This window comes from Pseudokineococcus basanitobsidens, from assembly GCF_037482545.1.
Classification (GTDB): domain Bacteria; phylum Actinomycetota; class Actinomycetes; order Actinomycetales; family Quadrisphaeraceae; genus Pseudokineococcus; species Pseudokineococcus basanitobsidens.
Genome location: NZ_JBBIAA010000001.1, coordinates 47,323 through 73,668, shown reverse-complemented (window position 1 = coordinate 73,668; position 26,346 = coordinate 47,323). Strand labels below are relative to the sequence as shown.

The following is a 26,346-nucleotide window of genomic DNA, read 5'->3' as shown; positions in this document are numbered from 1 at the left end:
CGACCGAGGAGTCAGCCGGCGCCGGACGTCTGGCCTCGTCGGTCGGGCTCCTGCGTCGTCCTCCCGGTCAGCAGGCTCACGACGACGAGCGCGACGACGGACACGGGCAGCGAGACGATGACGGCGTTGACCTGGTCCGAGAGCCCGGCGGTCTCCCACCCGACCGTCGTCACGGTCGCGAGGACCATGGACGACAGCGCCCCCGCCGTCGTCGCCCGCGGCCAGAAGAGCACCGCGAACACGGCCGGCGCGATCGCGACGCCGTACACGGTGTACGCGTACACCTGCAGGGCCAGGACCGAGGGGAAGAACTGCCCGAGGACGTACGCGAGCACCGCGATCCCGAGCACCGACAGGCGGTGGACGCCGAGGCGTCGACGGTCGGACGGCTCGGTGCGGGCGAAGCGCGCGTAGAGGTCGTAGACGACGTTGCCCGCGCTGGAGAGCAGGAACGACGAGCCCGTCGTCACGATGAAGGCGAAGGCACCGGCGAGGATGAGGCCGCCGACGAGCGCCGGCGTGTAGCCCTCCGCGGCGAGCGAGAGCACCGCGGTGTCCGGCTCGATGCCCGGCAGCAGGAAGGACGACGCCGACGCGAGCAGCGTCACGGGCACCGTCACGAGGAAGCTCCCGAAGAAGAAGCCGGCCGTCGAGCTCCGCGCCGTGCCGGCGTCCCGCGCCGCGGCGAGCCGCTGGTACATGTTCTGGTCGGCGAGGATCAGCAGGAACAGCGGCAGGAAGTAGCCCAGCAGCTGCAGCGGGGAGAGCCCGCCGGTGAGCGTGAGCATCGGCGCGGCGAGCTGGTCGGCGTAGCTGCCGAGGCCGCCGACGTCCTGGACGAAGACGTAGCCCAGCGCGACGACGAGCGTCACGACGATGACGAGGGCCGACAGCGCGTCCGTCCACGCCACCGACAGCAGCCCGCCGCCGACGGCGAGGAAGGCGATGAGCAGCCCGGTGATGATCGTGCCCTGCCCCGTGCTGAGCGGCGTGATGAGACTGAGGATGTACCCGCCGCCGGTGAACTGGTACGCGACGATCCCGACGTACGCGAGCAGCGTGATCGCGGCGGCGACCATCCGCGTCGACGTCCCGAAGCGGGCCTCGAGCAGCTCCGGCACCGTGCGCTTCGCCGCCTCCCGGATCTTCCCGGCGATGAGGAAGAGCACGAGGATCCCCACCGGCGTCCCCGCGAAGAAGAAGATCGAGGCGAACGGCCCGTAGGTGTAGGCGAAGTTGGCGCCGCCGATGATCGTGCCCGAGCCGACCCACGTGGCCAGCAGCGTGCCGACGAGGACGGGCCGCGGCAGCCGGCGCCCCGCGAACATGTAGTCGTCCGACCCCGCGACCTGGCTGCGGCGGCTGAACCACGCGCCGATGCCGACCATGACGACGAGGTAGACCACGAGCACGGTGACGTGGACGGCGTTCACGGGACCTCCGGGCGGGTGGCGGGGTCGGCGGCGGGCAGGTGCGCGGCGCCGGGGACGCGCCATGCTGGCACCGCCCGGCCGCCGCCGGGGCGGCGCGAGCCGTGAGGTGGCGGCACGCACGAGGAGAGGACGCCCAGCCGTGGCCGACGACACCCGCACCCCCACCCTGCTCGTCACCGGCGGACGCGTGCTCGACACCGGCGCCGGCGCCTACACCGGCGCGACGCGCGTCCTGGTCGAGGACGGGCGCGTCACCGCCGTCGGCGGCGACGAGGTCGTCGCGCCGCCGGGGGCGGAGGAGCTCGACGCGGGCGGACGCACGGTCATGCCGGGCCTCGTCGACGCGCACGTGCACGTGACGGCGGCGACGGCGGACCTGTCCTCCCAGGCGGAGTGGTCGCCGGCCTACGTCACGGCCCACGCGGGCCGGATCATGGCGGGGATGCTGCAGCGCGGCTTCACGAGCGTGCGGGACGTCGGCGGCGCCGACCACGGCCTGGCCGCCGCCGTCGCGGAGGGGCTGCTGCCCGGCCCGCGCCTGTTCTTCGGCGGGAAGGCGCTGAGCCAGACCGGCGGCCACGGCGACGGGCGTGCGCCCGGCCGCTCGGCGGCGCTGGACACCTCGTGCAGCTCGGGCCTGGCCCGCGTCGTCGACGGCGCCGACGCGTTCCGCCTGGCTGCGCGCGAGCAGCTGCGGACGGGAGCGCACCACATCAAGCTCATGCTCTCCGGGGGCGTCGCGTCACCGACGGACCGGATCGACTCGACGCAGAGCAGCGACGACGAGATCCGCGCCGTCGTCGAGGAGGCGACCGCGCAGAACCGGTACGTCACCGGGCACGCCTACACGGCCCGCTCGGTGAAGCGGGCGCTGCGCCTCGGCGTGCGGGGCATCGAGCACGGCAACCTGGTCGACGACGAGTGCCTCGACCTCTTCCTCGAGCACGGGGCCTTCCTCGTCCCGACGCTCGTGACCTACCAGCACCTCGCGAGCGAGGGCGCCGCGCACGGCCTGCCGCCGGGGAGCGTCGCCAAGGTCGCCACCGTCCTCGAGGCCGGGCTCGACGCGCTGGACCGCGCGACCCGCGCCGGCGTCGACGTCGTCCTCGGCACGGACCTGCTCGGCGGCATGCACGTGCACCAGAGCGAGGAGATCGCCATCCGCGCGCAGGTGCAGAGCGCGGCGCAGGTGCTCGCCTCCGCGACGACGACGGCCGCCCGGCTGCTGCAGCGCGAGGGCGAGATCGGCGTCCTCGCCCCCGGCGCGCTCGGCGACCTGCTCGTGGTCGACGGCGACCCGCTCGCCGACGTCACCGTGCTCGCGCGGCCGGGCGAGAGCCTCCGCACCGTGGTCCAGGGCGGGCGGGTGGTGCACCGGGCCGTATGAGCCCGTCCGTGTGAGCCCGGGCGCAGCAGCCCGGCCGAGCGGGTCCGGTGCGTGGCTCAGGCCCTCACCCGCGCAGCCCACCCCCCAGGTCGACGTCGAGCAGCGTCACCGAGTGCGCGGGGAAGGTGTGGGTCCCGTCCCGCAGCGGCACCTCGACCGGGTCCGCGGTGCGCACGGCGTCGGGCCGGTCGAGGGTGTTGACGGCGAACAGGTCGTCGCCGCCGGCCCCGAGGACGTGCGCCACGGCGGTCGCGGGCAGGCCGCCGCCCTGGAGCTCGAGCCGCGCGGTGACGTGCTCGTCGGCGCTGCGGTTGACGACAGCCAGGTGCAGCACCCGGCCGTCGGCGTCGGTCGTCGCCGAGACGTCCAGCGTCCCCACCGTCGCCGGGCGGGTCCGGAAAACGCCGCCGACCCGGTCGTCGCCGAGGCGCAACCGGGCGGTCCGCGACGGCCCGGAGACCTCGGCGCGCAGCGGGTGGCGGCCGGCGCGGTTCTGGTACAGGTCCCACACCCAGTAGGTCGCGGTGCGCACCAGGCCCTCCGGCCGGACGGCGATCAGCCCGTTGGCGTTGACGAGGTTCACGGTGTTGGCCATCGCGACAGGCACGGGCAGCTGCGAGGCGCGGTGAACCGCGTGGAAGACGCCGGCGTGGAAGAGCGCGTCCGCGAGGGTCCGCGGGCTGTAGCGGTTGACCTTCCACCCCCTGCGGCCAGTTGCCGAGATGTCCCGGGGGGCGACGCCGCCGTCGTCGCCCGGCTGCGGCTCCGGCCAGCCCGCGGGCTCGAGGTGGCGGATGTTCCACTCGTCCATGGCGATCCCGAGGGGCCGCTCGCGCCCGGCCTGTGCCCGGCGGATCGTCTCCGACTGGTCCCAGATCGCGTCCTCGACGAACTGCGGCTGCGCGACGACGGCGTCGAACTCCTCGCGCGTGGCCCCGGTCAGGTGCGTGCTCGCGCCGTACAGGTGCAGCGAGACGAGGTCGACGTCGCCGCCGAGACCCTCGACCACCTGGCGCGTCCACTCGCGGTCCTCGTGCCCGACGGCGACGAACTTGGCCGCCGGGTCCACCGCACGCATGAAGCGGACGTGCTCGAGGGCGTCGGCGACGTACTCCTCGACGGACCGGTGGCCCATCTGCCAGTCGCCGTACACCTCGTTGCCGACGCCCCACCACGGGACGTCGTACGGCGCGGGGTGGCCGTCCGCCGCCCGGCGACGCGTCATGGCCGTGTCCCCGGCCCAGCGGACGTACTCGACCCAGCGGACGGCGTCGTCGACGCTGCGCGCGGAGTGGGCCAGGTAGGGCGTCGTCCCGACGGCCTCGCACCAGGCGAGGAACTCCGGCGTCCCGAAGCGGTTGGACTCCTCTGAGCCCCACGCGAGCTCCAGGCGCCGCGGCCGCTCGTCGCGGGGGCCGGTGCCGTCCTGCCACCACGCGGCCGAGGTGTAGTTGCCGCCGGGCCAGCGCACGACGGGCAGGCGCAGCTCTCGGCACGCCTCGATGACGTCCGCGCGGCAGCCGGCGAGGGGGCCGTCGCCGCCGACGGCCAGCGGCGAGCCCTCGTCGAAGACCCCGCCCTCGATGTTGCCGAAGAACGCCTGCTCGAGGAAGTGGCCGTACACGTCGTCGCTGACGGGCCGGGCGTCGGGCGTGCGGGCGAGACGGATCAGGGCGTGCTCGGGCACGGGTCCTCCGGGGGTCGCAGGGTGGGGTGGTCGGTCACGGGGAGGGGCGGCTCAGCCCTTGACACCGCCCTGCGCCACTCCCTCGATGATGAAGCGCTGGGCGACCACGTACAGCGCCAGCACGGGCACCGAGGCGACGACGGCGCCCGCCATGAGCAGGTCGTAGCGCAGGACGTTGTCGCTCTGGAGCTGGGCCAGGCCGGCCGGGAGCGTCTGCATGTCCGAGGTGAAGAGCACGAAGACGGGCCAGAGGAAGTCGTTCCAGCTGGTGAGGAAGGACAGGACGGCGAGCGTGGCGACGGCCGGCCCGGCGAGCGGCAGCACGATGCGCACGAAGACCTGCCACGAGCCGCAGCCGTCGATCCGCGCCTGCTCCTCGATCGAGGGGTGGATGCCGAGGAAGAACTGGCGCAGGAAGAAGACGCCGAAGCCTCCCGCCGCGCCGGGGACGACGAGCGAGGCGTAGCTGTTGAGCCACCCCAGCTCGTTGACGACGAGGAAGTTGGGGATGAGCAGGATGACGGCGGGCACGAACATCGTGGCGAGGACGAGCGCGAACAGCGGGCGCTTGCCGCGGAACTCCATGCGCGCGAAGGCGTACGCCGCCGTGGTGGCGAGCACGACGACGAGTGCGCTGTGCATCAGCGCGACGAGCGTGCTGTTGACGAACCAGCGCAGGACGGGCACGTCGGTGAGCACCGCGCGGTAGGCGTCCAGGGTCGGCTCCAGCGGGAGCGCCGTGAAGTCCAGGCTGTTCGCCTCGGCGGCCGACTTGAACGACGTGGAGACCATGACGAGCAGCGGCAGGGCGAACACGAGCGACAGCACGAGGAGCGCCGTCCACAGCAGCACGCGGTCGGGACGCACCCGGCGACGGCGAGCGGCGGGCGCGTCGGCCCGGCGGGCGCCGACCGGGCCGCCGGGGGTGGGGGTGGAAGTGGTCGTGGTCATCGCTCGCTCCCGCCGACGCGGCTGAAGACGGCCAGCACGACGGCGCTGACCACCATGAGCAGCAGCGCGAGCACCATGCTCATCGCGGACGCGCTGCCGATGTCGAAGCCCTGGATGCCGGTCTGGGCGATGAAGCCGATGGCCGTCCGCGTCGCCGTCCCCGGCTGCTCCTGGGTCACGAGCGCCGCCTGCCCGTACATGTTGGCCGAGGCGATGATGGTGATCGTGACGACGAACTGCAGCACCCGGCGCATGGACGGGAGCGTCACCGCGCCGAAGCGCCGCCACGCACCGGCGCCGTCGACCTTCGCCGCCTCGTGCAGCTCGGTCGGCACGTCCTGCAGCGCGGCGAGGAAGATCACCGCGTTGAAGCCGAGCGTCCACCAGACGGTGACCCCGACGAGCGAGACCCAGCCGGCCGGCAACGACGACGTCCACAGCGTGTCGCCGGGCAGACCGACCGCGGCGAGGAGCTGGTTGACGGGGCCCAGCTGGGCGTCGAGGAGGTAGCGCCACAGCAGTCCGACGACGGCGACGCCGAGCACGTAGGGCGCGAAGTAGACGGCGCGGAAGAAGGTCCGGCCGCGGAACTTCTGGTTGAGCAGCATCGCCACGGCGAACGGGACGACGACGAGCAGCGGCACGGACGCCACGGTGAAGATCGCCGTGGCCCGCATGCCGCCCCAGAACTCGACGGAGAGGACCTCGCTGCCGTCGAAGAGCCGGGCGTAGTTCTCCAGGCCGACGAGCGGGCGGCCCGGCAGGCCGAGGCTCCAGCGGTGCAGGCTCGCCCACGCACCGACGCCGATCGGCACGAGCACGAAGGTCGTGAAGACCACGAAGAACGGGAGGAGGAACAGGTACGGGGTGGCGCGCGATCCGTGGCGGCGGACGGGGCTCGCGGCGACGCCCCTGCTGCTCGCCTCGACGCTCGGGGGCGGTGCCCCGACGGACGTCGTCGTCACGGGGGCCTCCTTCGGTGTCGTTGGGGGGCGACGGTCGGCCGCCCGAGAGGGTGGGTCGTTCGAGGGCGTGGTGCTCGACGGCTCAGATGCCGTAGAGCCGGTTGAGGTCGTCCAGCTGGGCCTGCGCCGTGCGCTGGGCGAAGTCGGCCGCTGCCGCGGGCTCGGCCTGGCCGAGCACGACCTGGGCGACGGCGCGCTGGTAGCTGTTGGCGGCGACGTCGCGCGAGCTGGGCACGAGCGGCAGGTAGGAGAAGGTGTCGAGCACGTCGTCAGAGGCCAGCACTGCCTGCCGCGACCCCTGGAACGCCGCGGAGGCCCGTGCCGTCGCCGCCGCGGGGGTGTTGCCGGCCTCGGCCCACAGCGTCGCGTTGCGCGACATCCAGGTGACGAAGGTCAGGGCCGCGTGCGCCGTCCGCTCGTCCGCCTGCGACTGGTCGGTGAGCACGAAGTGGTGGGAGTTGGCGAAGGTGGCGGGCCGCTGCCCGACCGTCATCAGCGGCGCCAGGCCCCAGTCGAGGTCGGGGGCGGTGTCCTGCAGGTCGGGGACGGCCGCCGGCAGGTCGGCCAGCAGGGCCGCCGAGCCGTTCTTGAAGGGGGCTCGCGCGTCGACGGCCCCTTGGGGGCTCACGCCGTCCGTCACGAGGCCCCGCATCCACGCGAGGGCCTCGACCCCGGCGTCCGAGCCGAAGGTCGCGCGCCGACCGTCGGCGTCGAAGAGCGAGCCTCCGAACTGGGTCAGGAGGGAGACGAAGAGCTGCCAGCTTCCCGGCGTCACCCAGAGCGGGCTCTCCACACCGGAGTCCTGCAGCGCCGCCATGTCCTCGGCGAAGCGGGTCCCGTCGACGGGACCCTCGAGACCGGCGGCGGCGAACGCCGACCGGCTCCAGTACTGGCCCATGCTGAAGACGTCGAGCGGCAGCCCCCAGCGCTGCCCGCGGTAGACGGCCTGCGCGAAGGCGCCCGGGACGTAGTCGTCGGCGGTGAGGCCCACCGCCGCCACGGCGTCGTCGAGGGGCACGATGGTGCCGCGCAGGGCGTAGGTGGGCAGCTGGTCCAGGTGCATGATCGCGACCTGCGGGCCCTCCTGGGCCGCCACCGCCGGCAGGACCTTGGCGTACATGTCGTCGGCGAGCAGCGAGGTGGTGCGCACCCGGACCGACGGGTGGGAGTCCGTGAACTGCTGCACCAGGCGGGCCATCGTCGGCCCGTCGCCGCCCGTGAAGGGGTTCCAGAAGTCGAGGTCCACGGGCGGGCCGTCGTACTCGCCCGTGGTCGCCAGCGCCGGGTCGCGGACGCCGGCGGAGTCGATCGAGGCGCCGCAGGAGGTCAGAGCGGCCGTGCCGGCGGCGGCCCCGGCGAGGCCGAGGAAGCCGCGCCGGGACAAGCTGCCCGGGGGGCGGCGGAGAGCGCTGGGGACGTCCAGGGGGTTCATGCACTCACCTCGGCGGTCTCGGGACTCCCGGGGATCGCAGGGGTGGTCGACCGCGGCCCCGGGTGCTGGGTGCCGCCCTCGAAGGCGCTGAGCGAGGTGTCGAAGTCCTTGGCGCCCACGGGGTACATCGACGTCATCCAGTGGAAGAAGTTGTCGCCGCGCGCCCGCAGCTGCTCGTAGAGCCGGCGCAGGAGGTCGTCGCGGACGCGGGCCATCTCCGGGTGCCGGTACCGGTTCTGCAGCTCGTCCGGGTCCGCCTCGAGGTCGTAGAGCTCGTTGACCGACTCGGGGTTGACGACGAGCTTGTAGCGGTCGGTGACGAGCATCCGCTGCGGGTACGGGAAGTGGTGCCCGTGGAACTCCGCGACGAGGTCCTCGCGCCACGGCGGGTCCAGCTGTGCGCCGTCCTCCCCCTCGACGAGCGGTCGCAGGGAGCGGCCGTCGACGGCCCGGGAGGGGTCCAGCCCGGCGACGTCGAGCACGGTCGCCGTGAGGTCCGTCAGCGAGGCGAACCGGCTGCTGCGCAGTCCTTCCGGGGCGCCGGGCACCCGCACGACGCCGGGGATGCAGTAGATGTCCTCGTACATCGCCGGGCCCTTGTCGTGCAGGCGGTGCGCCCCGGTGAACTCGCCGTGGTCGGCGGAGAAGGCGACGACGGCGTCGTCGAGGACGCCGAGCTCGCGGGCGGCGTCGAGCACGCGCCCGATCTCGTGGTCGACGAGCGTCACGTAGCCGCGGTACGCGGCGACGAGCTGGCGGGAGACGTCGTCGCCGAGCGTGTCGAAGGTCCAGTGCGCCGAGTAGGCCGCCTGCACGGGCGGCTTGCCGGCGAAGGTCTCCGCCGTCGAGGCCGGCAGGACGACGTCGTCGGGGTCGTGCAGGTCGTAGTACTCGGCCGGGAGGATGTACGGCAGGTGCGGGCCGAAGAAGTGGGTGGCGAGGTAGAACGGCCGGCCGCTCTCGTGGCGGTCCGCGGCGTAGGTCCGCAGCAGGCCGATGGCGCGCTCGGAGAGGAATCGCTCGAAGGTCGCCTCGGCCGGCTGCTGCAGCCGCGCCGCCAGCAGGTTGCCCGGGGCGCCGTTCGGGAAGGTCCCGCGGACCTCGTCGGTGATGGCGTACGGCGGGAGGCCATGATCGGCCAGCCAGGCCGTGTACTCGGGGTGGTCGACGGGGTTGTGCCAGCCCTCGAGGTCGGGACCGTCGAAGCCGTAGTCGGCGGCCCGGCGCCGGCTGCCCGTGTGCCACTTGCCGACGAGGCCGAGGTGGTAGCCGGCCTCCCGCAGGTCCTCGGCGAAGGTGTACTGGTCCTCGGCGAGGTCGACGGGGTATCCGATGCTTCGCTCGTGGTTGGCGATCAGCTGGTGCCGGAAGGGCGCCGCGCCCGTCAGCAGGCTCGCCCGCGCCGGCGTGCAGATGGCGGTCGGCGTGTAGAAGCGGTCGAAGGTCGTGCCCTGCGCCGCGAGCGCGTCGAGGGTGGGCGTCTGCGCGCCCGGGCCGCCGTAGGCGCCGAGCGTGTCCTTGCGGTGCTGGTCGGTGAGGAAGAGGAGGACGTCGCGGCGCACGGGGTCAGCTCCCTGGTCGGCGGGTGTCGGCGGTCTCACGGGCGCCCAGAGCGAAGCCGGGCTCCTCCCGAGGGGACTCCGTGGAGGGGGCTCCGCGGGAGAGGGGGTCGCTGGAACCAGCCGTCGGGCGGTCGAGCGTCTTGGGACGCGACGTCGCGAGAAGGCTGATGGCGGGGTCGTGCAGCAGCAGCGCCACGGCGCCCACCTCCACCGCCGCCAGCGACGGGGCGCGAAGGTGGCGCGCCAGCTCTTTGCGGACGGGGTCGAGCAGGTGCTCGCCCAGCTCGAGGAGCTCGCCGCCGATGACGACCCGGGGGACGTCGAGGACGGTCACCGCCCCGGCGAGCGCCAGGCCGATGCGGGCGCCCGCGTCCGCCACGACGCGGGCGGCGCGGACGTCCCCGCGGTCCGACGCGTCGAGCAGGGCGGGCAGGTGCGGCTGGCCCGCCGCCGCCAGCAGGCGCGGGAGGCTGGTGAAGGACTCCAGGCAGCCTCGGCCACCGCAGCGGCACGGCGGGCCGTGCGGGTCGAGGCAGACGTGGCCGATCTCGCCGGCCGAGTCGGTCGTCCCTGCCCGCATGCGTCCGTCGAGCACCACCGCCCCGCCGACGCCGGTCGAGAACCGGACGTAGAGCACGTCGTCCGTGCCCCGCGCCGCTCCCCAGACGACCTCGGCGAGGCCCGCGAGGCGTGCGTTGTTGCCGAGCCGGACGGGGACGGCGAAGCGGTGCTCGAGCGCCTCCCGACTACCCGTGACGACGCGCGGCACCGAAACCGCCGTGCCGGTGAGGCCGACCCCGAGGCCGCGCAGCTCCCGGGCCGCACAGCCCGTCCCTCCGGCGCGAAGGAGCTCGTCGACGAGGGCGGCCGCGTGCCGCAGCCGCTCGTCCCAGCTCGTCGCGGACGGGCAGGCTCGCGAGGTCGACGCCACGACGTCGTGGGCCGCGTCGACCACGACCGCGCTCGTCCGGGTGTACCGGAGGTCGACGCCGGCGAAGAGCCCTGCCCGCGGGTTGAGGGCCAGCATCTGGGGGCGGCGGCCCACGCGCTGCGGACCGTCGCCGTCCGCGGCCTGGGAGCGCCGCAGGGGGACGACGCTGCCCCGTGCCACGAGCTCGGCCGTGATACCCGAGACGGTGGAGCGCGAGAGGCCCAGAGCGAGTCCCAGATCGGCCCTGCTGGCGCGCCCGGACCGGCGCAGGTGCCCGAGGACCTGCTCCTCGTGGACGGTGCGGGGAGAGGCCCGCGGACGTTGCGGACGGTCGGCCACGGGACACGAGTAGTGGGCTCCCTCGCAAAGCGTCAAGGTCTGGACGACATTCTGTCCAGGTCACCACGGAACTCGTCACATCAGGGCCTGCCGTGCTTCCCGTGGGCGCCGTCCGCGTGTACCCACGGGTCCAGATCGCCCGTCACCGACGACGACCGAGGAGGCGACCGTGGGCACGTCGCAGAAGAAGGTTCCCCGCAGGGACGTCCTCCGATGGGCAGGCGCGTTCGCCGGCGCCACCGCGCTCGCGGGCTGCAGCACCGCGCCGCCGTCGGGCGCGTCTGGCGGGCCCCGGGGAGGTCCGGCCGCCAGCGGTGGCCCGGGCGGGGGCACCGGCGGCGCGGGCGACCTCACGTGGTGGGACCAGTTCGGCCCGTTGCGCGACTTACACGCGCAGGCCTTCGCCCGCTTCGAGCAGTCGACCGGGAGGTCGGTGCAGTACACGCGCTACAACCCCAATGAGCAGGGACAGGCGCTGCAGCTCGCGTTCGGCAGCGGGCAGCTCCCGGACGTCTTCTCCCTCGCCGGGGTCAACGCACCCCCGGTCGCGCTTCGCGACCAGGGGTGGTTCTCCCCTCTGGTCGACGCGAGCGCGATCTCGGACGCGCTCCCCGACGGCAGTCTCGTCGACGGGTTGCACGTCTTCGACGGGCAGACGCTCACCTTCCCGCTCTTCTCCGCCCGCCAGTACGAGTCGCTGAACTGGTACACCCGCGATCAGGCGGAGCAGGCGGGGTTGGACCCGGACGACCCCCCGCGGTCGTGGGACGACCTGCGGGCCGCCGCTCGGAGGGCCCAGCGCAGCGGGACGTCGGGTCTGCTGCTCCCGCTGGCCTTCCCCGACCGCATGCGCGCCTTCGTCCTCGAGCTGGCGCAGACGGCCGGTTTCCCCGGCTCGCGCGAGAACAGCCTCGACGGCGTCGACCTCACCACCGGGGAGTACCGCTTCCACGACGACGCCTTCGTGGACGCCATCGAGTTCCTTCTCTCCTTCCAGCAGGACGGCACGCTCTTCCCCGCGAGCACCTCCCTGGACGCCCGCGCCGGGAGGGCCCGGTGGGCGGCCGCGGGCTCCGTCTTCTTCCTCGACGGCCCGTACTGCGCAGGCGCCGTGGCGAACGACTTCCCCGACGTCCTCGACCAGCTGGCCGTCGGCCCGGTCCCCACCCCCGACGGGGCCGCACCGGTCCTCACCCGGCCGGCGTCAGGAGGCACCTTCTGGGTGTCCTCCTTCTCCGACAAGGTCGACGCGGCGTCCGAGCTGCTACAGCTCTTCGCCGGCGAGGAGTACCAGTCCGGCCTGGCGGCCGCGATGGACCAGCCGCCACTGGACCTCTCGACCGTGGAGGGCTCGGACGCCCACCCCTCCTACCAGCAGGCAGTCGCCTACTACCAGGAGCAGGTCTTCCTGGGTCCGACGCCGCAGGCGAAGAACCCGCTGGTCGGCCAGGTCGAGGCGCGGATGCGCGCGGTGGAGCCAGGCCTCGGCGCCATCGTCCAGGGCGTCTTCAGCGGGCAGGTCGGCGACGTCCGAGGCGCCTTGCGCCAGCTCAGCGACCAGATGACCACTACCCGCCAGGCTGCGATAGACGAGGTCGGCGGCGACGTCGGCGTGGGTGACTGGTCCTTCCCCCGCTGGAGCGCAGGCCAGGACTTCACCGCCGAGGACTACCGGTCATGACGGCCACGGCACCGCCTCGCACAGCGGGGGACGCGCCGACGCGGCGGACGAGTCCTCGAGGCCTGCGCCGGCTGTGGGGGGACCGGTGGCTCTACCTATTCCTCGTGCCCACGGCCGCGCTCTACGGCGTCTACACGCTGTGGCCCGTCGTCGCGAGCTGGTGGTACTCCTTCACCTCCTGGTCCGGCTTCGGCGCGCCGCGGACATTCATCGGTGTCCAGAACTACGCGGACGCACTGGCGGACCCGCTGTTCAGGACTCGGTCCTGCTGACGCTGCTGTTCATGGCTGTGACCGTTCCCCTCCGCGTCGGGCTCGGCCTCGTCCTGGCCTTGGCGTTGAACAGCCCGCGCCTGCCTCTGCGCCGCTTCTTCCGCACGGCCTTCTTCCTGCCCGTCGTCACGACGACGGCCATCGTCGGCGTGGTCATGCAGCTGGTCTTCGACCCCGCCAGCGGGCCCGTCAACCTCGCCCTGACCGAGAGCGGCCTGGTGGACTCCGGGATCGACTTCCTCGGCTCGGCGGAGACGGCGCTCTGGACGGTCATGGCCGTGCACACCTGGAAGTGGGTCGGCATCACGATGATCTACTGGCTCGCCGCGCTCCAGACGGTGCCGCGCGACCTGGTCGAGGCCGCGCGCATCGACGGCGCCTCGTCGTGGAAGGTGTACCGCTACATCCTCTTCCCTCTGCTGCTGCCCTTCCTCGTCATCATCACCCTGTTGACCATCGAGCAGAACCTGCAGATCTTCGACCTCATGCTCACCATGACCGGTGGAGGCCCCTTCTTCGCCACCGAGGTCATCGAGCTGTACATCTACCGCTGGGCCTTCGACTCCGCGACGCCGCAGCTCGGTTACGCGTCCGCGGCAGCCGTCATCCTCGGCGTCCTCCTGCTGGTCGTGGCCGCCGTCCAGCTGCTGGGCGTCCGCGCCGCACGGAAGCGGGCCGGGGCGTGAGCGCCGCGGACCTCCGTGGCGCGGGCGCGGGCAAACGATCCGTCGAGGGTCGAGCAGCCCACGGTGACCGGCGCGCCGGGCGAGCCCGCCGCCGACGTCGGCTCGGCCCGTGGCTCGCGGCCGCTGGACTTCTGGTCGTCGCCGCTGGGTGGTTGTACCCCTTCGCGTGGGTGCTGTCGGCCTCGCTCAAGGAGCAGCTGGAGGTCTTCACCGCGGGGCTCTCGCTGGTCCCCGAGGAGCTGCGCTGGGACAACTACGCGCGGGCCTGGGTGGACGCGGACTTCCGCTCCTACCTGCTCAACACGGCGATCGTGACCCTGGCGACCGTGGCCATCGTCGTCGTCCGCTGCGCGATGGCCGGCTACGTGCTGGCGCGGTACCGCTTCATCGGGCACCGCGCGGTGCTCGGAATCCTCGTCGTCACGCTCTTCGTGCCCGCGGGCTACACGATCATCCCCGTGCTCGAGGTGTCGCAGTCGCTCGGGCTGCTCAACTCGCTGTCGGGGATGGTCCTGGCGCTCGCGGGCGGCGGGCACGTGGCGGCGGTCCTGCTCTACATGGGCTACTTCCGAGGCATCCCGCGAGAGCTCGAGGAGGCGGCGCGCGTGGACGGCGCGGGCTTCTTCACGACCTTCTTCCGCGTCATGCTGCCGCTCGCCGGGCCCGTGACGGCGACCGTCGTGGTCCTCACCTTCCTGGCGGTGTGGAACGCCTTCTTCCTCCCCCTGGTGTTCACCTTCAGCCGGCCCGAGCTGCGCACCCTCAGCGTGGGGATGCAGGCCTTCGTGGGCCAGAACTCGACGGACTGGCCGGGCATGGCGGCGGCGGCCACCTTGTCGCTCCTGCCCATCGTCCTGCTCTTCCTCTTCCTCCAGCGCTACTTCTTCGACGGCATCGCAGGAGCGGTCAAGTCATGAGCCAGCAGACCACCGACCACACGACCACGACGGGCAGCAGCAGGCCCAACATCCTCGTCCTCTGCACCGACCAGCAACGCTTCGACGCCCTCGGCGCCTACGGCAACGACGAGATCAGCACGCCGAACCTCGACCGCCTCGCCGAGCAGGGCGTCCTCTTCGAGAGCTGCTATGTGCAGAACCCGGTGTGCTCGCCGTCCCGCGCCAGCCTCATGACGGGGCAGTACGTGCCGAGCCACGGGCTGCACGCGAACGGCGTCGACCTCGCGCCGACCCACGAGCTGTTCACGAAGACCCTGGCCGACGCCGGCTACGACTGCGGCCTCGTCGGCAAGCTCCACCTCGGGGCGTGCTGGGGCGGGCGGTCCGAGCCGCGGCTGGACGACGGCTTCCGCGTCTTCCGCTGGGCCCACGACCCCTACCCGGGCTCGTCCGAGAACGCCTACCACCGCTGGCTGCAGGCCACGGACCCGGAGACCTACGCGCGGGTGCGCAGCGGCGAGGGCGAGCACTCCTGGGACACGCTGCCGTCCGAGGTCCACTACAGCCACTGGGTGGCAGAGGAGACGATCGACTACCTGCGGACCTCTCGCGACGCGGACAAGCCCTTCTGCTTCGTGGCCAACTTCTTCGACCCCCACCACGGCTTCGGGGCGCCCTCGGAGTACCGCGACGCGTACGACGCGGAGGCGCTCTCGCGCCCCGTGACGCGGCCGGGCGAGCTGCGGGACAAGCCGCCGATCCAGCGCGAGGCCTCGGAGAGGTCCTACGCCGGGGCGGCCAAGGGCTTCCTGGAGTACACCGCCGACGAGATCCAGGACGTGCGCGCCGCCTACTACGGCATGGTCACCCAGGTGGACGCCGAGGTGGGGCGGATCCTCGCCACGCTCGACGAGGAGGGGCTCGCGGACGAGACCGTGGTCCTCTTCACGAGCGACCACGGCGAGATGCTCGGCGACCACCAGCTCATGCTCAAGGGCCCCTTCATGTACGAGTGCGCAGTGCGCGTACCCCTCCTCGTGCGATGGCCGGGCACGGCCGTCCCGGGACGTCGCGAGCAGCTGGTGCAATGGGTCGACCTCGCACCGACCCTGCTGCAGGCCGCTGGCCTGCCGGCCTCGCCGATCCATCAGGGCGAATCGCTCGTCCCTCTGCTGGAGGACGAGACATCTCCGTGGAGGGACTGGGCTGTCTCGCACTACCGGGACAGTGGCCAGAGCTACGACCCTCCGGTCCACGTCAGCATGTACCGGCAAGGACGCTGGAAGCTGGTGGTCCACCACGGGGACCCGGCCTCGTCGCGCCCGCGGACCGGCGAGCTCTACGACCTGCAGGACGACCCGCACGAGCTGCAGAACCTCTGGGACGTACCGGCACACGCGCCGCAGCGCACCGAGCTGCAGGAGCGGCTGCTCGACACCCTGGTGGCCACCGAGGACCGCAGCCGCGCCCGGCTGTCCGCCTGGTAGGCCCGTACGGGCGACCGAGCGCGAACGGCGACTCATCGAAAGACGGAGTCAGGTCGGCGCCGCCCAGTGCGTCGATGGTTACGACGAGACCCGGCCCGGCCGCCTGACTAAGTCAGCGGCCTCAAGGCCGACGCCGTGGCTGCCGAGGCGTGCCTCAGCACATGCGACGCCGCACGCCGCGCCCGACGAGGAGGCACCACCATGGCCGTCAGCCCCCGAGCACGCCGCGCCCTCGCGGCTGCCGCCCTGGTCCTGCTCGCGGGCGGGCTCGCCGGCCCGGCGTCGGCCGCGCCCGCGGCGGGCACCGGCGTCGTCGCGCAGCAGGCGAGCGCGCGGGCCGCCGCTGCGCTCCCCGCCTACCGCACGAGCGTCCGCACCGTCACGCGCGAGGAGCTCGGCGCGTCCTGGCGTCCTGGTTGCGCCGTCGCGCCGAAGGACCTGCGCCAGATCACCGTCCGGTACGTCGGCGGCAACGGCCGGGCCTACGACGGCGTGATCGTCATGAACAAGCAATACGTCGGGGTGACGCAGCGGGTCTTCTAGCGCCTGTACGCCGCCCGGTTCCCCGTGGAGCGCGTCGTCCCCGCCAGCGCCTACGGCGGCAGCGACGAGGCGAGCATGCGCGCCAACAACACCTCGGGCTTCAACTGCCGGCCCGGGCGGCACGGCGAGGGCGCGGCGATCGACGTCAACCCGCTGGTCAACCCCTACATCAAGGGCTCCGTGGTCCAGCCGGCGACCGCGAAGCGGTACGTCGACCGCACCCAGGCCGTGCGGGGAATGATCAAGCCCGGCGACGTCGTCGTCCGCGCCTTCGCCGCCGAGGGCTGGCGGTGGGGCGGTGACTGGAAGACGCTCAAGGACTACCAGCACTTCAGCGACAACGGTCGCTGACCGGCTGCCCGCGACGGAGCAGCGACCTCAGCGGTCCTGCTGGAAGTCCACCCACGCCTCGCGCGGCGGGACCAGCTCGGCGGCCTCGGCCCAGAAGTCCTCGGGGACCTCGGCCGCCGCGGCGGCGAGCACCTGGTCGATGCGCTCGACGCGCGTCATCCCGACGAGGGTCGTCGCGACCCGTTCGTCGCGCAGCGAGTGCTGCAGCGCCGCCGTCGGCAGGTCGGTGCCGTACCGCGCGCAGAGCGCCCGCAGGTCGCGGATCGCCTGCGCGGTCGCCGGGTGCGCGGGGCGGTAGGCGTACTCCTCGGTGCCGCCGTCCGCCGGCGGCTCCTGCCGGGCCAGCGCACCCCCGCCGTAGACGGCCGCGTTGACGACCGCGAGGCCGCGACCGACCGCCGCCTCGACCAGCTCCTCCGCGCTGCGGTCGACGAGCGTCAGGCGGTTGTGCACGAGCAGGACGTCGAAGACGCCGAGGTCGAGGTAGCGGCGGACCTGGTGCACGTCCCCGCCGGCGAGGCCGATACGGCCGACCTCGCCGCTCTCCCGTGCCGCGACGAGCGCGTCGACGGCGCCGCCCGGCGCGGAGAGGTCGTCGAAGTCCCAGCCCTCGGGGTCGTGCAGGTGCACCAGCGGCAGGTGGTCCAGGCCCAGGCGCTCGCGGCTCTCGGCCAGCGACGCCCGCACCCGGTCGCCCGAGTAGTCGCCGCCGAGCGGGTCCACCTTCGTCGGCACGAGGACGTCGTCCGGCAGCCCGCCCTCCGCGGTGATCGCCGCCCCGATGTGGCGCTCGCTGTCCCGGTAGCCGTTCGCGGTGTCGACGAGCCGCAGCGGGCTGCGCAGCACCGCACGGACGAGCTCGACGCCGCCGGCACGGTCGTCCCCGGGCCCGTCGCTCGCGGGCAGGCCCCCGAGCGGCGAGGCGCCGACGCCGATCGCGGTGACGGTCAGCCCCGTCGTCCCGAGGGGGCGGGTCCAGGCGGCGTCCTCGGGGGTGATCACGCCCCGAGGCTGCCACGGACCGCCGCCGCCGTCGCGTCTCCGCACTTCACGCGCGCCGCAGCGGCGGGGTCCCTGCGGCCGGAACGGTCCCGCAGGCTCACCGGAAGGGATCTCGGCAGGGCTGCCGGCCGGACGGCGTCCCGCCCGAGGACGACGGCTCGGCCGGACGGGGGGCGGCCGAGGCCGACGATCCACCTGCCGCCGTCCCGCGCCGACACCAGCGGCAAGGACGACGTCGACCTGTACGGGCACAGGCGGTGAGGAGAGGACGACCATGCGCACCAGGACGCCCAGAACACCTCGGGCCCTCGGGGGCCTGGTCGCGGTGCTGGTCGGCGCGACGCTCCTCGCGCCCACCTCCGCCGCGGCGGCACCGGCCGGAGCGGGTACCGCCCGGGCGACGGACACCGTGGCCCTGTCGGCGCTGCCCGCCTACCGCACCAGCGTCCGGGGCGTCACGCGCGACGAGCTCGGCGCGTCGTGGCACCCCGGCTGCCCCGTGGCGCCGGCGGACCTGCGCCAGATCACCGTGCGCTACGTCGGCGGCAACGGCCGTGCCTACGACGGCGTCGTCGTCATGCACAAGAAGTACGTCGGGGTGACGCAACGCGTCTTCCAGCGGCTCTACGCCGCCCGGTTCCCCGTCGAGCGCGTCGTCCCCGTCAGCCAGTACGGCGGCGACGACGAGGCCAGCATGCGCGCGAACAACACCTCGGGCTTCAACTGCCGGCCCGGGCGTCACGACGACGGGGCGGCCATCGACATCAACCCGCTCGTCAACCCCTACGTCAAGGGCACCGTCGTCCAGCCGTCCACCGCCCGCCGCTACGTCGACCGCAGCCAGTCGGTCCGCGGGATGATCACGCCCGGCGACGTCGTCGTGCGCGCCTTCGCCGCCGAGGGCTGGCGGTGGGGCGGCAGCTGGAAGACGCTCAAGGACTACCAGCACTTCAGCGACGACGGCCGCTGAGCGGGGGCGCCACCGCCCCGCTCGGCTCGAGCAGGGCGGCTGCGCCCCGGCACGGTCGTCCGGGAGGCGCTGCCCTCCTGACGGCGGCCAGGCCCTCTCACCCGCGGCAGCGAGGGGCGTCGTGGACCGACCTGTCGGGCCTGACGACCTCCCCAGCCCACCGACGTCCGGCCGCTGCGACGACGGTGCCCCACGGCCGCAACCGCAAGGGCCGGCGGGCGTGGCGGTACTTCGTCGGTGGCACATCCGCCTCCCGCGCGGCACCGCTGCCCCCTGCGCCGTCCCGCACGGCACCGTCCTCCACGGCACCGGCCGGGACCGCGGCGTCGACCGCGTCGGAGGTGCCCGCCGCGACCATGTCGACGGTGTCGACCGACGCAGGAGTCGCCGACCCGTGCTCCAGCGCCACCGCGTGCCGACCGGCGAGCCGGCCGAGGGCCCGGTAGGCCTCGAACCTCTCGTCGCTGTAGAGCTGGCCGGCCGTGGAGTGGTTCGGGAACCGGGGGTCGCGACGCCGGAAGGCCAGCACGTCCCACGGCGCTGCCCGGGTCACCACCGTCCTGGCGTAGAAGAGGCGACCCGTCACCTCGACGCCGGTCTCCGGGTGGCGGTAGGTGTACGAGCCCTCGACGCAGTCCTGCGGCGCGAGCCCGTGCTCCGCCGCCGGGACGCCGTCGCCCTCCCGCGGGAAGAGCGGCTCCACGTCGACGGTGATCTCGACCCCGAGCTCGCTGCGCGCCAGGGCGACGGCGTCGCCGAGCGTGCTGAGGCCGGTGGGGGAACCGCCGCTCGCGTCGAAGCAGTAGATCGTCGTGCAGCCACGACGCAGCAGCTCGACGAGCCCCAGGTTCTCGTAGTGGCCGCCGTCCGTGACGTACAGGTACCGCCCGTGCAGGCTGTTCCGGCCGACGTACTCGCGCCACAGCTGGGTGGCGCGTGGCCGGCGTGGCAGCAGCCGGCGCAGGCTGACGCCGTCCTCCGGGTCCGCCGTCTCCGCGGAAGACCGCAGCGGGTTGGGCACCCACACGCCCAGGCGGACGTTGGCCAGCGTCAGCAGGAACCTCAGGTGCCCTCTCGACATCTTGCCCATCGACGGCGAGAGCGCGGCGCCCGACATGGCGACCGCCGCGAGAAGGGTGACGGCCGCGCTGCGTTTCGAGGGCTTCGTCCGGTGCTTCTCCTCCCACTCCGGCGTCGGCACGTAGCCCACCAACGGGCCGCCGATGACGTGCGGGTCGAAGGTGAAGCTGGTGACCGCGCGCCCCTCGCCGGTCGCCCCGTAGGTCGAGATGTTCGCCGCGGCGCACACGACGAGCGTGGGGCCCCCGCCCACACCGCCGCCGGCGCGCGACGGCGCCATGTCCGAGAGCCGGACCAGCACGTCGTAGGGCCGCTCGGCGGCCACCGGCTCGGCGGCGCCGGCCGGGTACCGCCGTCGGAGCGCGAACGCCGTCGCGAGCCGGCGCCGGTAGAAGGGGTGCATCGACCACGACGTGAGGTCGCCGGCGGTGAGGACCAGGGCCGCCACGACGACGCACGCCAGCGCCCCGACGACGGCCCACCGCGTCTGCGCCGGGTCGCTCTGGTACGTCAGAGAGGTCGTGACGGCGAGGCCCGTGAGCACGAGGAGGGGGCCTGCGACGTAGGCGGCCAGCAGCAGGAGCACCCGTCGCACCGCCGTCGAGAGCCCGCGCCAGGCCTTCACCAGGGTCCTCGCGGGCTTGATCGCGTCGTCGACCTCCGTGACCCGCGCTGCGAGGTTGGTCAGGACCGCCACCAGCACGGTCAGGGCGCTGCCGGCGCTGACCCCCGCGGGCGTCCACCAGCTCCCGTCGCGGGACGGCGCCGCGACGACCCCCGCACCGGGCGCGACGCCGGTGCTGCCGAGGAGCGCGGGAAGAGCGAGGAGCAGCACCGCCAGCAGCGCAGCGAGGCCCAGCAGCCGCAGGGACCAGGCGTCCGCCGCCCGGGACCACGCGTCCCGGACCTGCGTGACCGCCTGCACGAGACCGATGACCAGCAGGACGGCCACCGGGGCCGCCACGACCGGCCACGCCCACGCCGGCGCACCCGCCCCGTCAGCGCCCGGCATCGGGCGGTAGAGCAGGCCCAGGGCGACCCCGGTGGGGACGAGGACGAGGACGAGCACACCGAGGTTGACCAGCAGGCCGATGAGCACCCGGTAGAGCACCCCGAGCTTGCCCGCCGGCCCCGGTGCCAGGTAGCTGCTCCGCTTGCGGAGGTAGTCCTCCTCCGGGCTGCCCGGCGCGAAGGGTGGCACGGCCTCCAGGGACGCCCGGACCCGCGCGTCCTCACCGTCGTCGAGGTCCTGCGGTCGCAGCGACGCCTCGGAACGCGCGACCATCGTGTGCGCGGCGGCGATGTAGGAGCCGCCGGAGACGGCTGCGAGGTAGTCGACCCGCTCCAACCGCCCCGCCTCCTGGAGCGACTGGAGAGCGCCCAGGTTGTACGCCGCCGATCGCACCCCGCCCCCGGACAGGCAGACACCGGTGCGCCCCTCCGCCGGCATGGGCCATCGGGGAGGCGCGGGGCCACGGCGTCGAGCGGGAGGCAGGGGGGCGTGGGGAGCGCCCGTCAACCAGCCGCGCAGCCCACGGTGGCGCGAGGGCGTCGCCTGCTGGTCCGCGCCGTTCCCGTCGTGGCCCTGCTGCCCGTGGGACATCGGCGCCTCCCCTTCCGGCTCCTCCCCGACCGGGAGGGACGCAGCCCAGGGTCGCGATCACAGCGGTCACCGCGGGGAGGGCACCATCCGCAGAACTACGTACGAGGCCGTGCCCGCAGGGTCGTCGGGGACGTCGGCGGCAGCCGGTCGGCCGCCGGTGGACGGCCCGCCGGTCGGGTCTCGCCAGCCTGAGCCCTGCTGGGCACGCACGCCCGCCGTCCGCGACGAGCGCCGCCTCCTCCGTGGCGACGTCCACCGGGCGTCACTCGAAGAGCGCGTTGATCTGCTCGTCGACCTGGGTGAGGTCCGAGGCGTCCCGGCTGCCGATGTAGATGGCGTCGAGGGCGGGCTGCAGGATCGAGAGCACGTCGGCGGGGTGGTCGGTGACGGGGAAGAGCACCGTGTAGTCGTTCTCCACCAGGTCGGTGAAGGGTTCGACGTCGACGCCCTTGTCGCCGAAGGCCTCGACGGCCGCCTGCGTCCCGAGCGGGCGGGCCGGGAAGACGACGCCCTCCTGCCCGACGAGGAGCTGGCACGCGTCCGAGCCCAGGAAGGCGACCCAGCGTGCCGCCGCCGCGGGCTCCTCGGTCTGCGCGCTGATGGAGTCCCCGAGACCGTTGTACATCGAGACGGGGTGGCCCACGGGCCCGATGGGGACGCTGGCCACGCCGAGGTCGATGCCCTCGAGCCGCGCGTAGCTGCTGATGGTCCACGACCCGTTGGGCGACAGCGCCGCCTGGCCGGAGCCGAGCTGCTGCGTCGGGTTGGGCGCCGTGCCGACCTCCTCGAACGAGGGCATGAAACCCTTGTCGACGAGCCCGAAGAGCCAGGCGATCGAGTCCTGGACCCGGGGGTCGTCGTAGTTGTACCTGTCGCCCCACACCCGCGCGTCGGTGTAGGTCCACCCCGTCGCCCCGGCGAGCCACGACCACTGCGTCTGGCCGTGCCCGTCCCCGCCCGAGCCGCCGGAGGCCAGGCCGTAGGTGACCACCTGCTCCGGGTCGAAGCCCTCCTCGTCGCCGCGCACCCCGTTCGCGTCCACCGACAGGTGGGCGACGACGTCCTCGAAGGTGCCGCCGTCGTCGGGGTTCCACGTCAGGCCTTCGAGGTCGGCGGGCGTCATGCCCGCCTCCTCGAGCACCCGCGCGTCGTAGAAGAGGGCGATGGTGTCGAAGTCCTTGGGCATGCCGTAGTGCTTGCCGTCCTGACCGACCCAGAGGTCCGCCAGCCCCTCCTGAAAGCCCGAGTAGTCGTAGTCGGCGGTCGCCTCCAGGTCGTCCAGCGGCAGCAGGACGTCGCGGGTGACGAAGCCGGGGTACTTGGTCAGGTGGTCGGTGAAGACGTCCGGCCCCGCGCCGGCGACGAGAGCCGCCGTGAGCTTCTGCCAGTAGTCGCCCCACCCGTACTGGGTGATGCGCACGTCCACGCCCGGGTTCTCCGCCTCGAAGGCGTCCGCGCACTTCTGGTAGCCGGGCAGCTGCAGCGACTCCCAGAGCCAGTAGTCGAGCGTGACGTCGGAGCCGGCGGGCGACGCGCTGCCGCAGCCCGCCTGCGCCAGGAGCCCGAGCGCGACGACCGAGCCGGCGACGGACCGGCGGCGGCGACGCCGGCCGGAGGGTGTGCTGGTGGTGGTGGGCGTGCGTGTCATCGTCGGCACCTCACTTGATCCCGCTGAAGCCGATGGAGTTGACGATCCTCTTCGCGAAGAGGCCGAAGAGCACGATCATCGGGAGGGCCGCGACGAGCGTCGCCGCCATCAGCCCCGCCCAGTCCGGACCGGTCTGCGGGCTCTGCGCCCGGAAGGCGCCCAGGGCGACCGTCAGGACCCGGGACTCGTCCGTGTACGACACCATCAACGGCCAGAAGTAGTCGTTCCACGCCGTGATGTAGGTGAGGATCGAGATCGTGGCGATGGGCGCCGACGACATCGGGATGATGAGGCTGAAGAAGACCCGCACCTTGCTGGCGCCGTCCACCAGCGCCGCCTCCTCGACCTCGACGGGGACGTTGAGGAAGAACTGCCGCAGGAAGAAGATGGCGAAGGGCGCCATGAACAGGCCCGGCAGCATGATGCCGAGCAGCGTGTCGATCAGGCCGAGCTGCCGCACCAGCAGGAAGTTGGGGAGCAGCGTGAAGATGATCGGCACCATGAGCGAGAGCAGGAAGACGCCGAACACGACGTCCCGCCCGCGCCAGCGCAACCGGGAGAAGGCGTAGGCGGCCATCGCGGAGAAGAACACCTGGAAGACCGTGATGCCGGCCGCCACGACGGTCGAGTTGAGCAGGTAGCGCCAGAAGTTGAGCGCGGCGCCCGAGCCGCCCTGCTCGATGGCCTCCTGGGTGCTCTGCAGCCCGAAGACCCGCTCGAAGGCCCCCAGGCCCGGGTCCACGGGCAGCAGCGACGTGGAGTTGGCGTACAGCGCGTTGTTGCCGGAGAACGCCGTCCGGAGCATCCAGTAGAACGGGAAGAGCGTCACGAGCAGGAGGAGGGCGAGGACCGCCCACGCCAGGACCCGCCCGACGGTGAGCCGCCCCCGACGGCGTCGTGGGGGCACGCCGTCCCGCGGGTCGACGGCGCCCCGCTCGGCGGTCGCCTCGGCGCCGAGCCCGGTGGCCGGCTGGAGCTGCGTCATGTCGGGCCCCTCAGTTCAGGTCGGTCTGGCCTGAGCGGGTGACCCGGTACTGCACGAAGGTCACCACCATGAGGATGAGGAGCATCGCCACGCTCAGCGCCGCGGCGTAGCCGAAGTCGTACTGCGCGAAGGCGTTCTCGTAGATGTAGACCTGCAGCACGCGGCTGGCGTCGACGGGCCCGCCGCCGGTGGTCACCGAGACGGTGTCGAAGATCTGGAACGAGCCGATCACCGAGATGATGAGCACGAGGCCGAGGATGGGGCGGATGAGGGGCACCGTGATGGTGAAGAACTGCCGCACCTCGGAGGCCCCGTCCACGCGGGCGGCCTCGTAGAAGGTGTGCGGGATCGCCTGCAGGCCCGCGAAGAGCAGCAGCGCCGTGTACCCCATGTGCCGCCAGACGTTGACCAGCGCGATGGTCGGCACCACCCAGGCCTCGGTGGTGAAGAAGCCGATGCGGTCGAGCCCCACCCACTCCAGCACCTGGTTCCCGATGCCGAGCTGGAAGTCGAGGATCCAGAAGAAGACGAGCGCGGCGACCACGTTGGCCACGAGGTAGGGGGCCAGCAGCAGCGAGCGCACGAGCGTGGACTGCGTCAGGCGCTGCATGAGCACGGCCATGAGGAGGGCCACGACGGTCTGGATGCCGATGTTGAGGACGACGTACAGCACCGTCACGCGGACGGCGTTCCAGAACACCGGGTCCGCGACCATGCGCTCGTAGTTGTCGAGCCCGATGAAGCGCGCCGGGGTCAGCACGTCCCACGAGGTGAAGCTCAGCCAGACGCCGCGCACGAGCGGCCAGAAGTAGAAGACGAGCAGCCCGACGGTCGCGGGCAGGATGAACAGGAGGGCGAGCCGGGTGTCGTCCCGGCGCCGTCCTGCTCGGCGGGCCGGTCCTTGTCGCTGCTGCTGGTGCGTGGCACCACGCGTGGGGATCGCCACGTGGACTCCTTCGTCGACGGTCGCGGCGGGCGCCGGGCCGCCCCGCTGCTGCGGGCGGCCCGGCCGGGTGGGGCGTGCCGGGGTTCGGGCCGGCGTCCTGCGTGCTGGTCCGGCCGGGCTCAGCGCCCCGGCACGAGCTCCGGCGGGATGGCGTCGGCGTGGGCGGCGATCAGCTCGTCGGTCATGGCGCGGATCTGCGGGAGGCTGCAGGTCGCCGCCGTCAGCGGGTCGAGCGCCACGGCCTGGTAGAGGTGCTCGACCTCGCCGGTCAGGGCGGCGGTGACCGCGAGGGTCTGGACGTTGGTGTTGGTGCGGTTGAGCGCCGCCAGCTGCGGGGGCAGCGCGCCCTGGGCCGTGGGCTGGACGCCGCTCGCGTCCACGAGGCACGGGACCTCGACGCAGGCGTCGGCAGGCAGGTTCTCGACGAGCGCGCCGGCGTTGGGGACGTTGCCGTAGACCACGCTGGGGACCCCGGTGACGATCGAGTTGACGATGCTGGCGCCGTACTCCACCGACGGCGCCAGCTCCTCCTTGAGCTTCGCGAGCTGCTCGCCCAGGTCGCCGGTGACGTCGTGGTTGGCGCAGATCTCGTAGTAGTCCCAGCGCTCGGGGATGTGCTCCTGCACGCTCTCCGGCGTCCGGCGGAAGTACGGCAGGTACTCCGACGCGTGGTGGCTGGACTCCGTCTGGAAGTAGCCGAAGGCCTCCATGATCGCCGTGCGGACCTGCTCGTTGCCGCCCTCGTAGGTGCTCGCCGACGCGGCGGCGCCGCTGTGGTCGCCGTGGTCGCCCGCCAGGTCGGCCGCCCCGCGCCCCACCTGGTGGCGCTCGCGCATCGTGGCGCGCAGGCGGGGGTAGAGGTCCTCGCCGCCGCGGCGGTACTCGAGGATCCACGCCTGGTGGTTGATGCCGGCGCACCGGTAGCTGACCTCGTCGTAGGGCACCTCGAGCGTGCGCGCGAGCATCCGGGTCGTGCCCTGGACGCTGTGGCACAGGCCGACGGTGCGCAGCCCCAGGGCCGACAGGAACGCCGTCGCCATGGCCATCGGGTTGGCGTAGTTGATGACCTGCGCCTGCGGGCACAGCTCGCGCACGTCGGCGGCGATGCCGCGGTAGGCGGGCACCGAGCGCAGGAAGCGGAAGACACCGCCGGGCCCGAGGGTGTCGCCGACCGTCTGGTCCACGCCGTAGCGCCGGGGGATCTCGACGTCGTGGCGGTAGGCCTCGACCCCGCCCACCTGGAACGTGATGAAGACGACGTCGGCGCCGTCGAGGGCCGCCCGGCGGTCGGTGGTCTCCTCGACCCGCGCGCCGAGCCCGTGGTGGGCCACGAGCTCGCGGGTGGCGCCGGCCACGTTGGCGAGGCGGCCGGCGTCGACGTCCATGAGGCACAGCTGCGCGTCGCGCAGCGCGGGGAAGCTCAGCAGGTCGCCGATGAGCCGGAAGGGGAAGACGTAGCCCCCCGCCCCGATGATGGTGATCTTCGGACTGCTCGTCGCGCTCATG

At 73.2% G+C, this 26,346-nt stretch carries 22 protein-coding genes; 9 read left to right on the top strand and 13 right to left on the bottom strand.

Going from position 1 to position 26,346, the window contains the following annotated elements:
- Window positions 1-11: 11 nt before the first annotated feature.
- Window positions 12-1,433 carry a sodium:solute symporter family protein gene (locus tag WDZ17_RS00250; RefSeq protein WP_339573114.1) on the bottom strand — a complete coding sequence of 474 codons (1,422 nt, stop codon included), beginning with the start codon at window positions 1,431-1,433 and terminating at the stop codon, window positions 12-14.
- Between the two features lie 139 nt (window positions 1,434-1,572).
- On the opposite strand from WDZ17_RS00250, the gene WDZ17_RS00245 reads away from it, so the two are divergent.
- A complete protein-coding gene (locus WDZ17_RS00245; RefSeq protein ID WP_339573113.1) occupies window positions 1,573-2,820 on the top strand; it encodes a metal-dependent hydrolase family protein in 1,248 nt (415 codons plus the stop codon).
- A gap of 64 nt (window positions 2,821-2,884) precedes the next feature.
- Here the strand turns inward: WDZ17_RS00245 and WDZ17_RS00240 are convergent, their stop codons facing one another.
- From WDZ17_RS00240 to WDZ17_RS00215, 6 genes are all read right to left on the bottom strand, one after another.
- Window positions 2,885-4,507, bottom strand: a complete 1,623-nt coding sequence (locus tag WDZ17_RS00240) for an alpha-L-arabinofuranosidase family protein (protein WP_339573112.1) — start codon at window positions 4,505-4,507, stop codon at window positions 2,885-2,887.
- Window positions 4,508-4,558: 51 nt separating this feature from the next.
- Window positions 4,559-5,458 (bottom strand): carbohydrate ABC transporter permease, encoded by a 900-nt coding sequence (locus tag WDZ17_RS00235; RefSeq protein ID WP_339573111.1) that lies wholly within the window; start codon window positions 5,456-5,458, stop codon window positions 4,559-4,561.
- A complete protein-coding gene (locus WDZ17_RS00230; protein WP_339573110.1) occupies window positions 5,455-6,423 on the bottom strand; it encodes a carbohydrate ABC transporter permease in 969 nt (322 codons plus the stop codon). Before WDZ17_RS00230 ends, WDZ17_RS00235 begins: the two co-directional genes overlap by 4 nt.
- A gap of 82 nt (window positions 6,424-6,505) precedes the next feature.
- Window positions 6,506-7,855 carry an extracellular solute-binding protein gene (locus WDZ17_RS00225; protein ID WP_339573109.1) on the bottom strand — a complete coding sequence of 450 codons (1,350 nt, stop codon included), beginning with the start codon at window positions 7,853-7,855 and terminating at the stop codon, window positions 6,506-6,508.
- Window positions 7,852-9,417 carry a sulfatase family protein gene (locus WDZ17_RS00220; protein WP_339573108.1) on the bottom strand — a complete coding sequence of 522 codons (1,566 nt, stop codon included), beginning with the start codon at window positions 9,415-9,417 and terminating at the stop codon, window positions 7,852-7,854. The genes WDZ17_RS00225 and WDZ17_RS00220 overlap by 4 nt, the downstream gene beginning before the upstream one ends.
- Window positions 9,418-9,421: 4 nt before the next feature.
- Window positions 9,422-10,687: an ROK family transcriptional regulator gene (locus WDZ17_RS00215; protein ID WP_339573107.1), complete on the bottom strand. Its 1,266-nt coding sequence runs from the start codon at window positions 10,685-10,687 to the stop codon at window positions 9,422-9,424.
- Between the two features lie 169 nt (window positions 10,688-10,856).
- Here WDZ17_RS00215 and WDZ17_RS00210 point away from each other — a divergent pair, with 169 nt between their 5' ends.
- The 7 genes from WDZ17_RS00210 (at window position 10,857) to WDZ17_RS00180 (ending at window position 16,606) form a co-directional block, all read left to right on the top strand.
- The gene (locus tag WDZ17_RS00210; RefSeq protein WP_339573106.1) at window positions 10,857-12,368 is read left to right on the top strand and encodes an ABC transporter substrate-binding protein; all 1,512 of its coding nucleotides are present in this window, start codon (window positions 10,857-10,859) and stop codon (window positions 12,366-12,368) included.
- 104 nt (window positions 12,369-12,472) lie between these two features.
- On the top strand, window positions 12,473-12,640 hold the full coding sequence (locus WDZ17_RS00205; RefSeq protein ID WP_339573105.1) for a hypothetical protein: 168 nt from the start codon (window positions 12,473-12,475) through the stop codon (window positions 12,638-12,640).
- 11 nt (window positions 12,641-12,651) lie between these two features.
- Window positions 12,652-13,326, top strand: a complete 675-nt coding sequence (locus tag WDZ17_RS00200; protein ID WP_339573104.1) for a carbohydrate ABC transporter permease — start codon at window positions 12,652-12,654, stop codon at window positions 13,324-13,326.
- A gap of 152 nt (window positions 13,327-13,478) precedes the next feature.
- Entirely contained in the window at window positions 13,479-14,243 is a 765-nt protein-coding gene (locus WDZ17_RS00195; protein WP_339573103.1) for a carbohydrate ABC transporter permease, read from the top strand.
- Window positions 14,240-15,712: a sulfatase-like hydrolase/transferase gene (locus tag WDZ17_RS00190; protein ID WP_339573102.1), complete on the top strand. Its 1,473-nt coding sequence runs from the start codon at window positions 14,240-14,242 to the stop codon at window positions 15,710-15,712. Before WDZ17_RS00195 ends, WDZ17_RS00190 begins: the two co-directional genes overlap by 4 nt.
- A 201-nt stretch (window positions 15,713-15,913) precedes the next feature.
- Window positions 15,914-16,255: a hypothetical protein gene (locus tag WDZ17_RS00185; RefSeq protein ID WP_339573101.1), complete on the top strand. Its 342-nt coding sequence runs from the start codon at window positions 15,914-15,916 to the stop codon at window positions 16,253-16,255.
- 24 nt (window positions 16,256-16,279) lie between these two features.
- On the top strand, window positions 16,280-16,606 hold the full coding sequence (locus WDZ17_RS00180; RefSeq protein ID WP_339573100.1) for a M15 family metallopeptidase: 327 nt from the start codon (window positions 16,280-16,282) through the stop codon (window positions 16,604-16,606).
- 27 nt (window positions 16,607-16,633) lie between these two features.
- On the opposite strand, the gene WDZ17_RS00175 is transcribed toward WDZ17_RS00180, so the two are convergent.
- Window positions 16,634-17,608 (bottom strand): aldo/keto reductase, encoded by a 975-nt coding sequence (locus tag WDZ17_RS00175; RefSeq protein WP_339573099.1) that lies wholly within the window; start codon window positions 17,606-17,608, stop codon window positions 16,634-16,636.
- 274 nt (window positions 17,609-17,882) lie between these two features.
- Between WDZ17_RS00175 and WDZ17_RS00170 the strand changes: the two genes are divergently transcribed.
- The gene (locus WDZ17_RS00170; protein ID WP_339573098.1) at window positions 17,883-18,578 is read left to right on the top strand and encodes a M15 family metallopeptidase; all 696 of its coding nucleotides are present in this window, start codon (window positions 17,883-17,885) and stop codon (window positions 18,576-18,578) included.
- Between the two features lie 97 nt (window positions 18,579-18,675).
- Here the strand turns inward: WDZ17_RS00170 and WDZ17_RS00165 are convergent, their stop codons facing one another.
- The 5 genes from WDZ17_RS00165 to melA all read right to left on the bottom strand — a co-directional run bounded on the left by WDZ17_RS00165 (window position 18,676) and on the right by melA (window position 26,345).
- Window positions 18,676-21,108 (bottom strand): patatin-like phospholipase family protein, encoded by a 2,433-nt coding sequence (locus tag WDZ17_RS00165; RefSeq protein ID WP_339573097.1) that lies wholly within the window; start codon window positions 21,106-21,108, stop codon window positions 18,676-18,678.
- 415 nt (window positions 21,109-21,523) lie between these two features.
- Complete coding sequence (locus WDZ17_RS00160; RefSeq protein ID WP_339573096.1) at window positions 21,524-22,909, bottom strand: ABC transporter substrate-binding protein; 1,386 nt, start codon at window positions 22,907-22,909, stop codon at window positions 21,524-21,526.
- A gap of 10 nt (window positions 22,910-22,919) precedes the next feature.
- The gene (locus WDZ17_RS00155) at window positions 22,920-23,894 is read right to left on the bottom strand and encodes a carbohydrate ABC transporter permease (protein WP_339573095.1); all 975 of its coding nucleotides are present in this window, start codon (window positions 23,892-23,894) and stop codon (window positions 22,920-22,922) included.
- A gap of 10 nt (window positions 23,895-23,904) precedes the next feature.
- On the bottom strand, window positions 23,905-24,840 hold the full coding sequence (locus tag WDZ17_RS00150; protein ID WP_339573094.1) for a carbohydrate ABC transporter permease: 936 nt from the start codon (window positions 24,838-24,840) through the stop codon (window positions 23,905-23,907).
- Window positions 24,841-24,959: 119 nt separating this feature from the next.
- Window positions 24,960-26,345 carry an alpha-galactosidase gene (gene melA / locus WDZ17_RS00145; protein WP_339573093.1) on the bottom strand — a complete coding sequence of 462 codons (1,386 nt, stop codon included), beginning with the start codon at window positions 26,343-26,345 and terminating at the stop codon, window positions 24,960-24,962.
- Window position 26,346 lies beyond the last annotated feature (1 nt).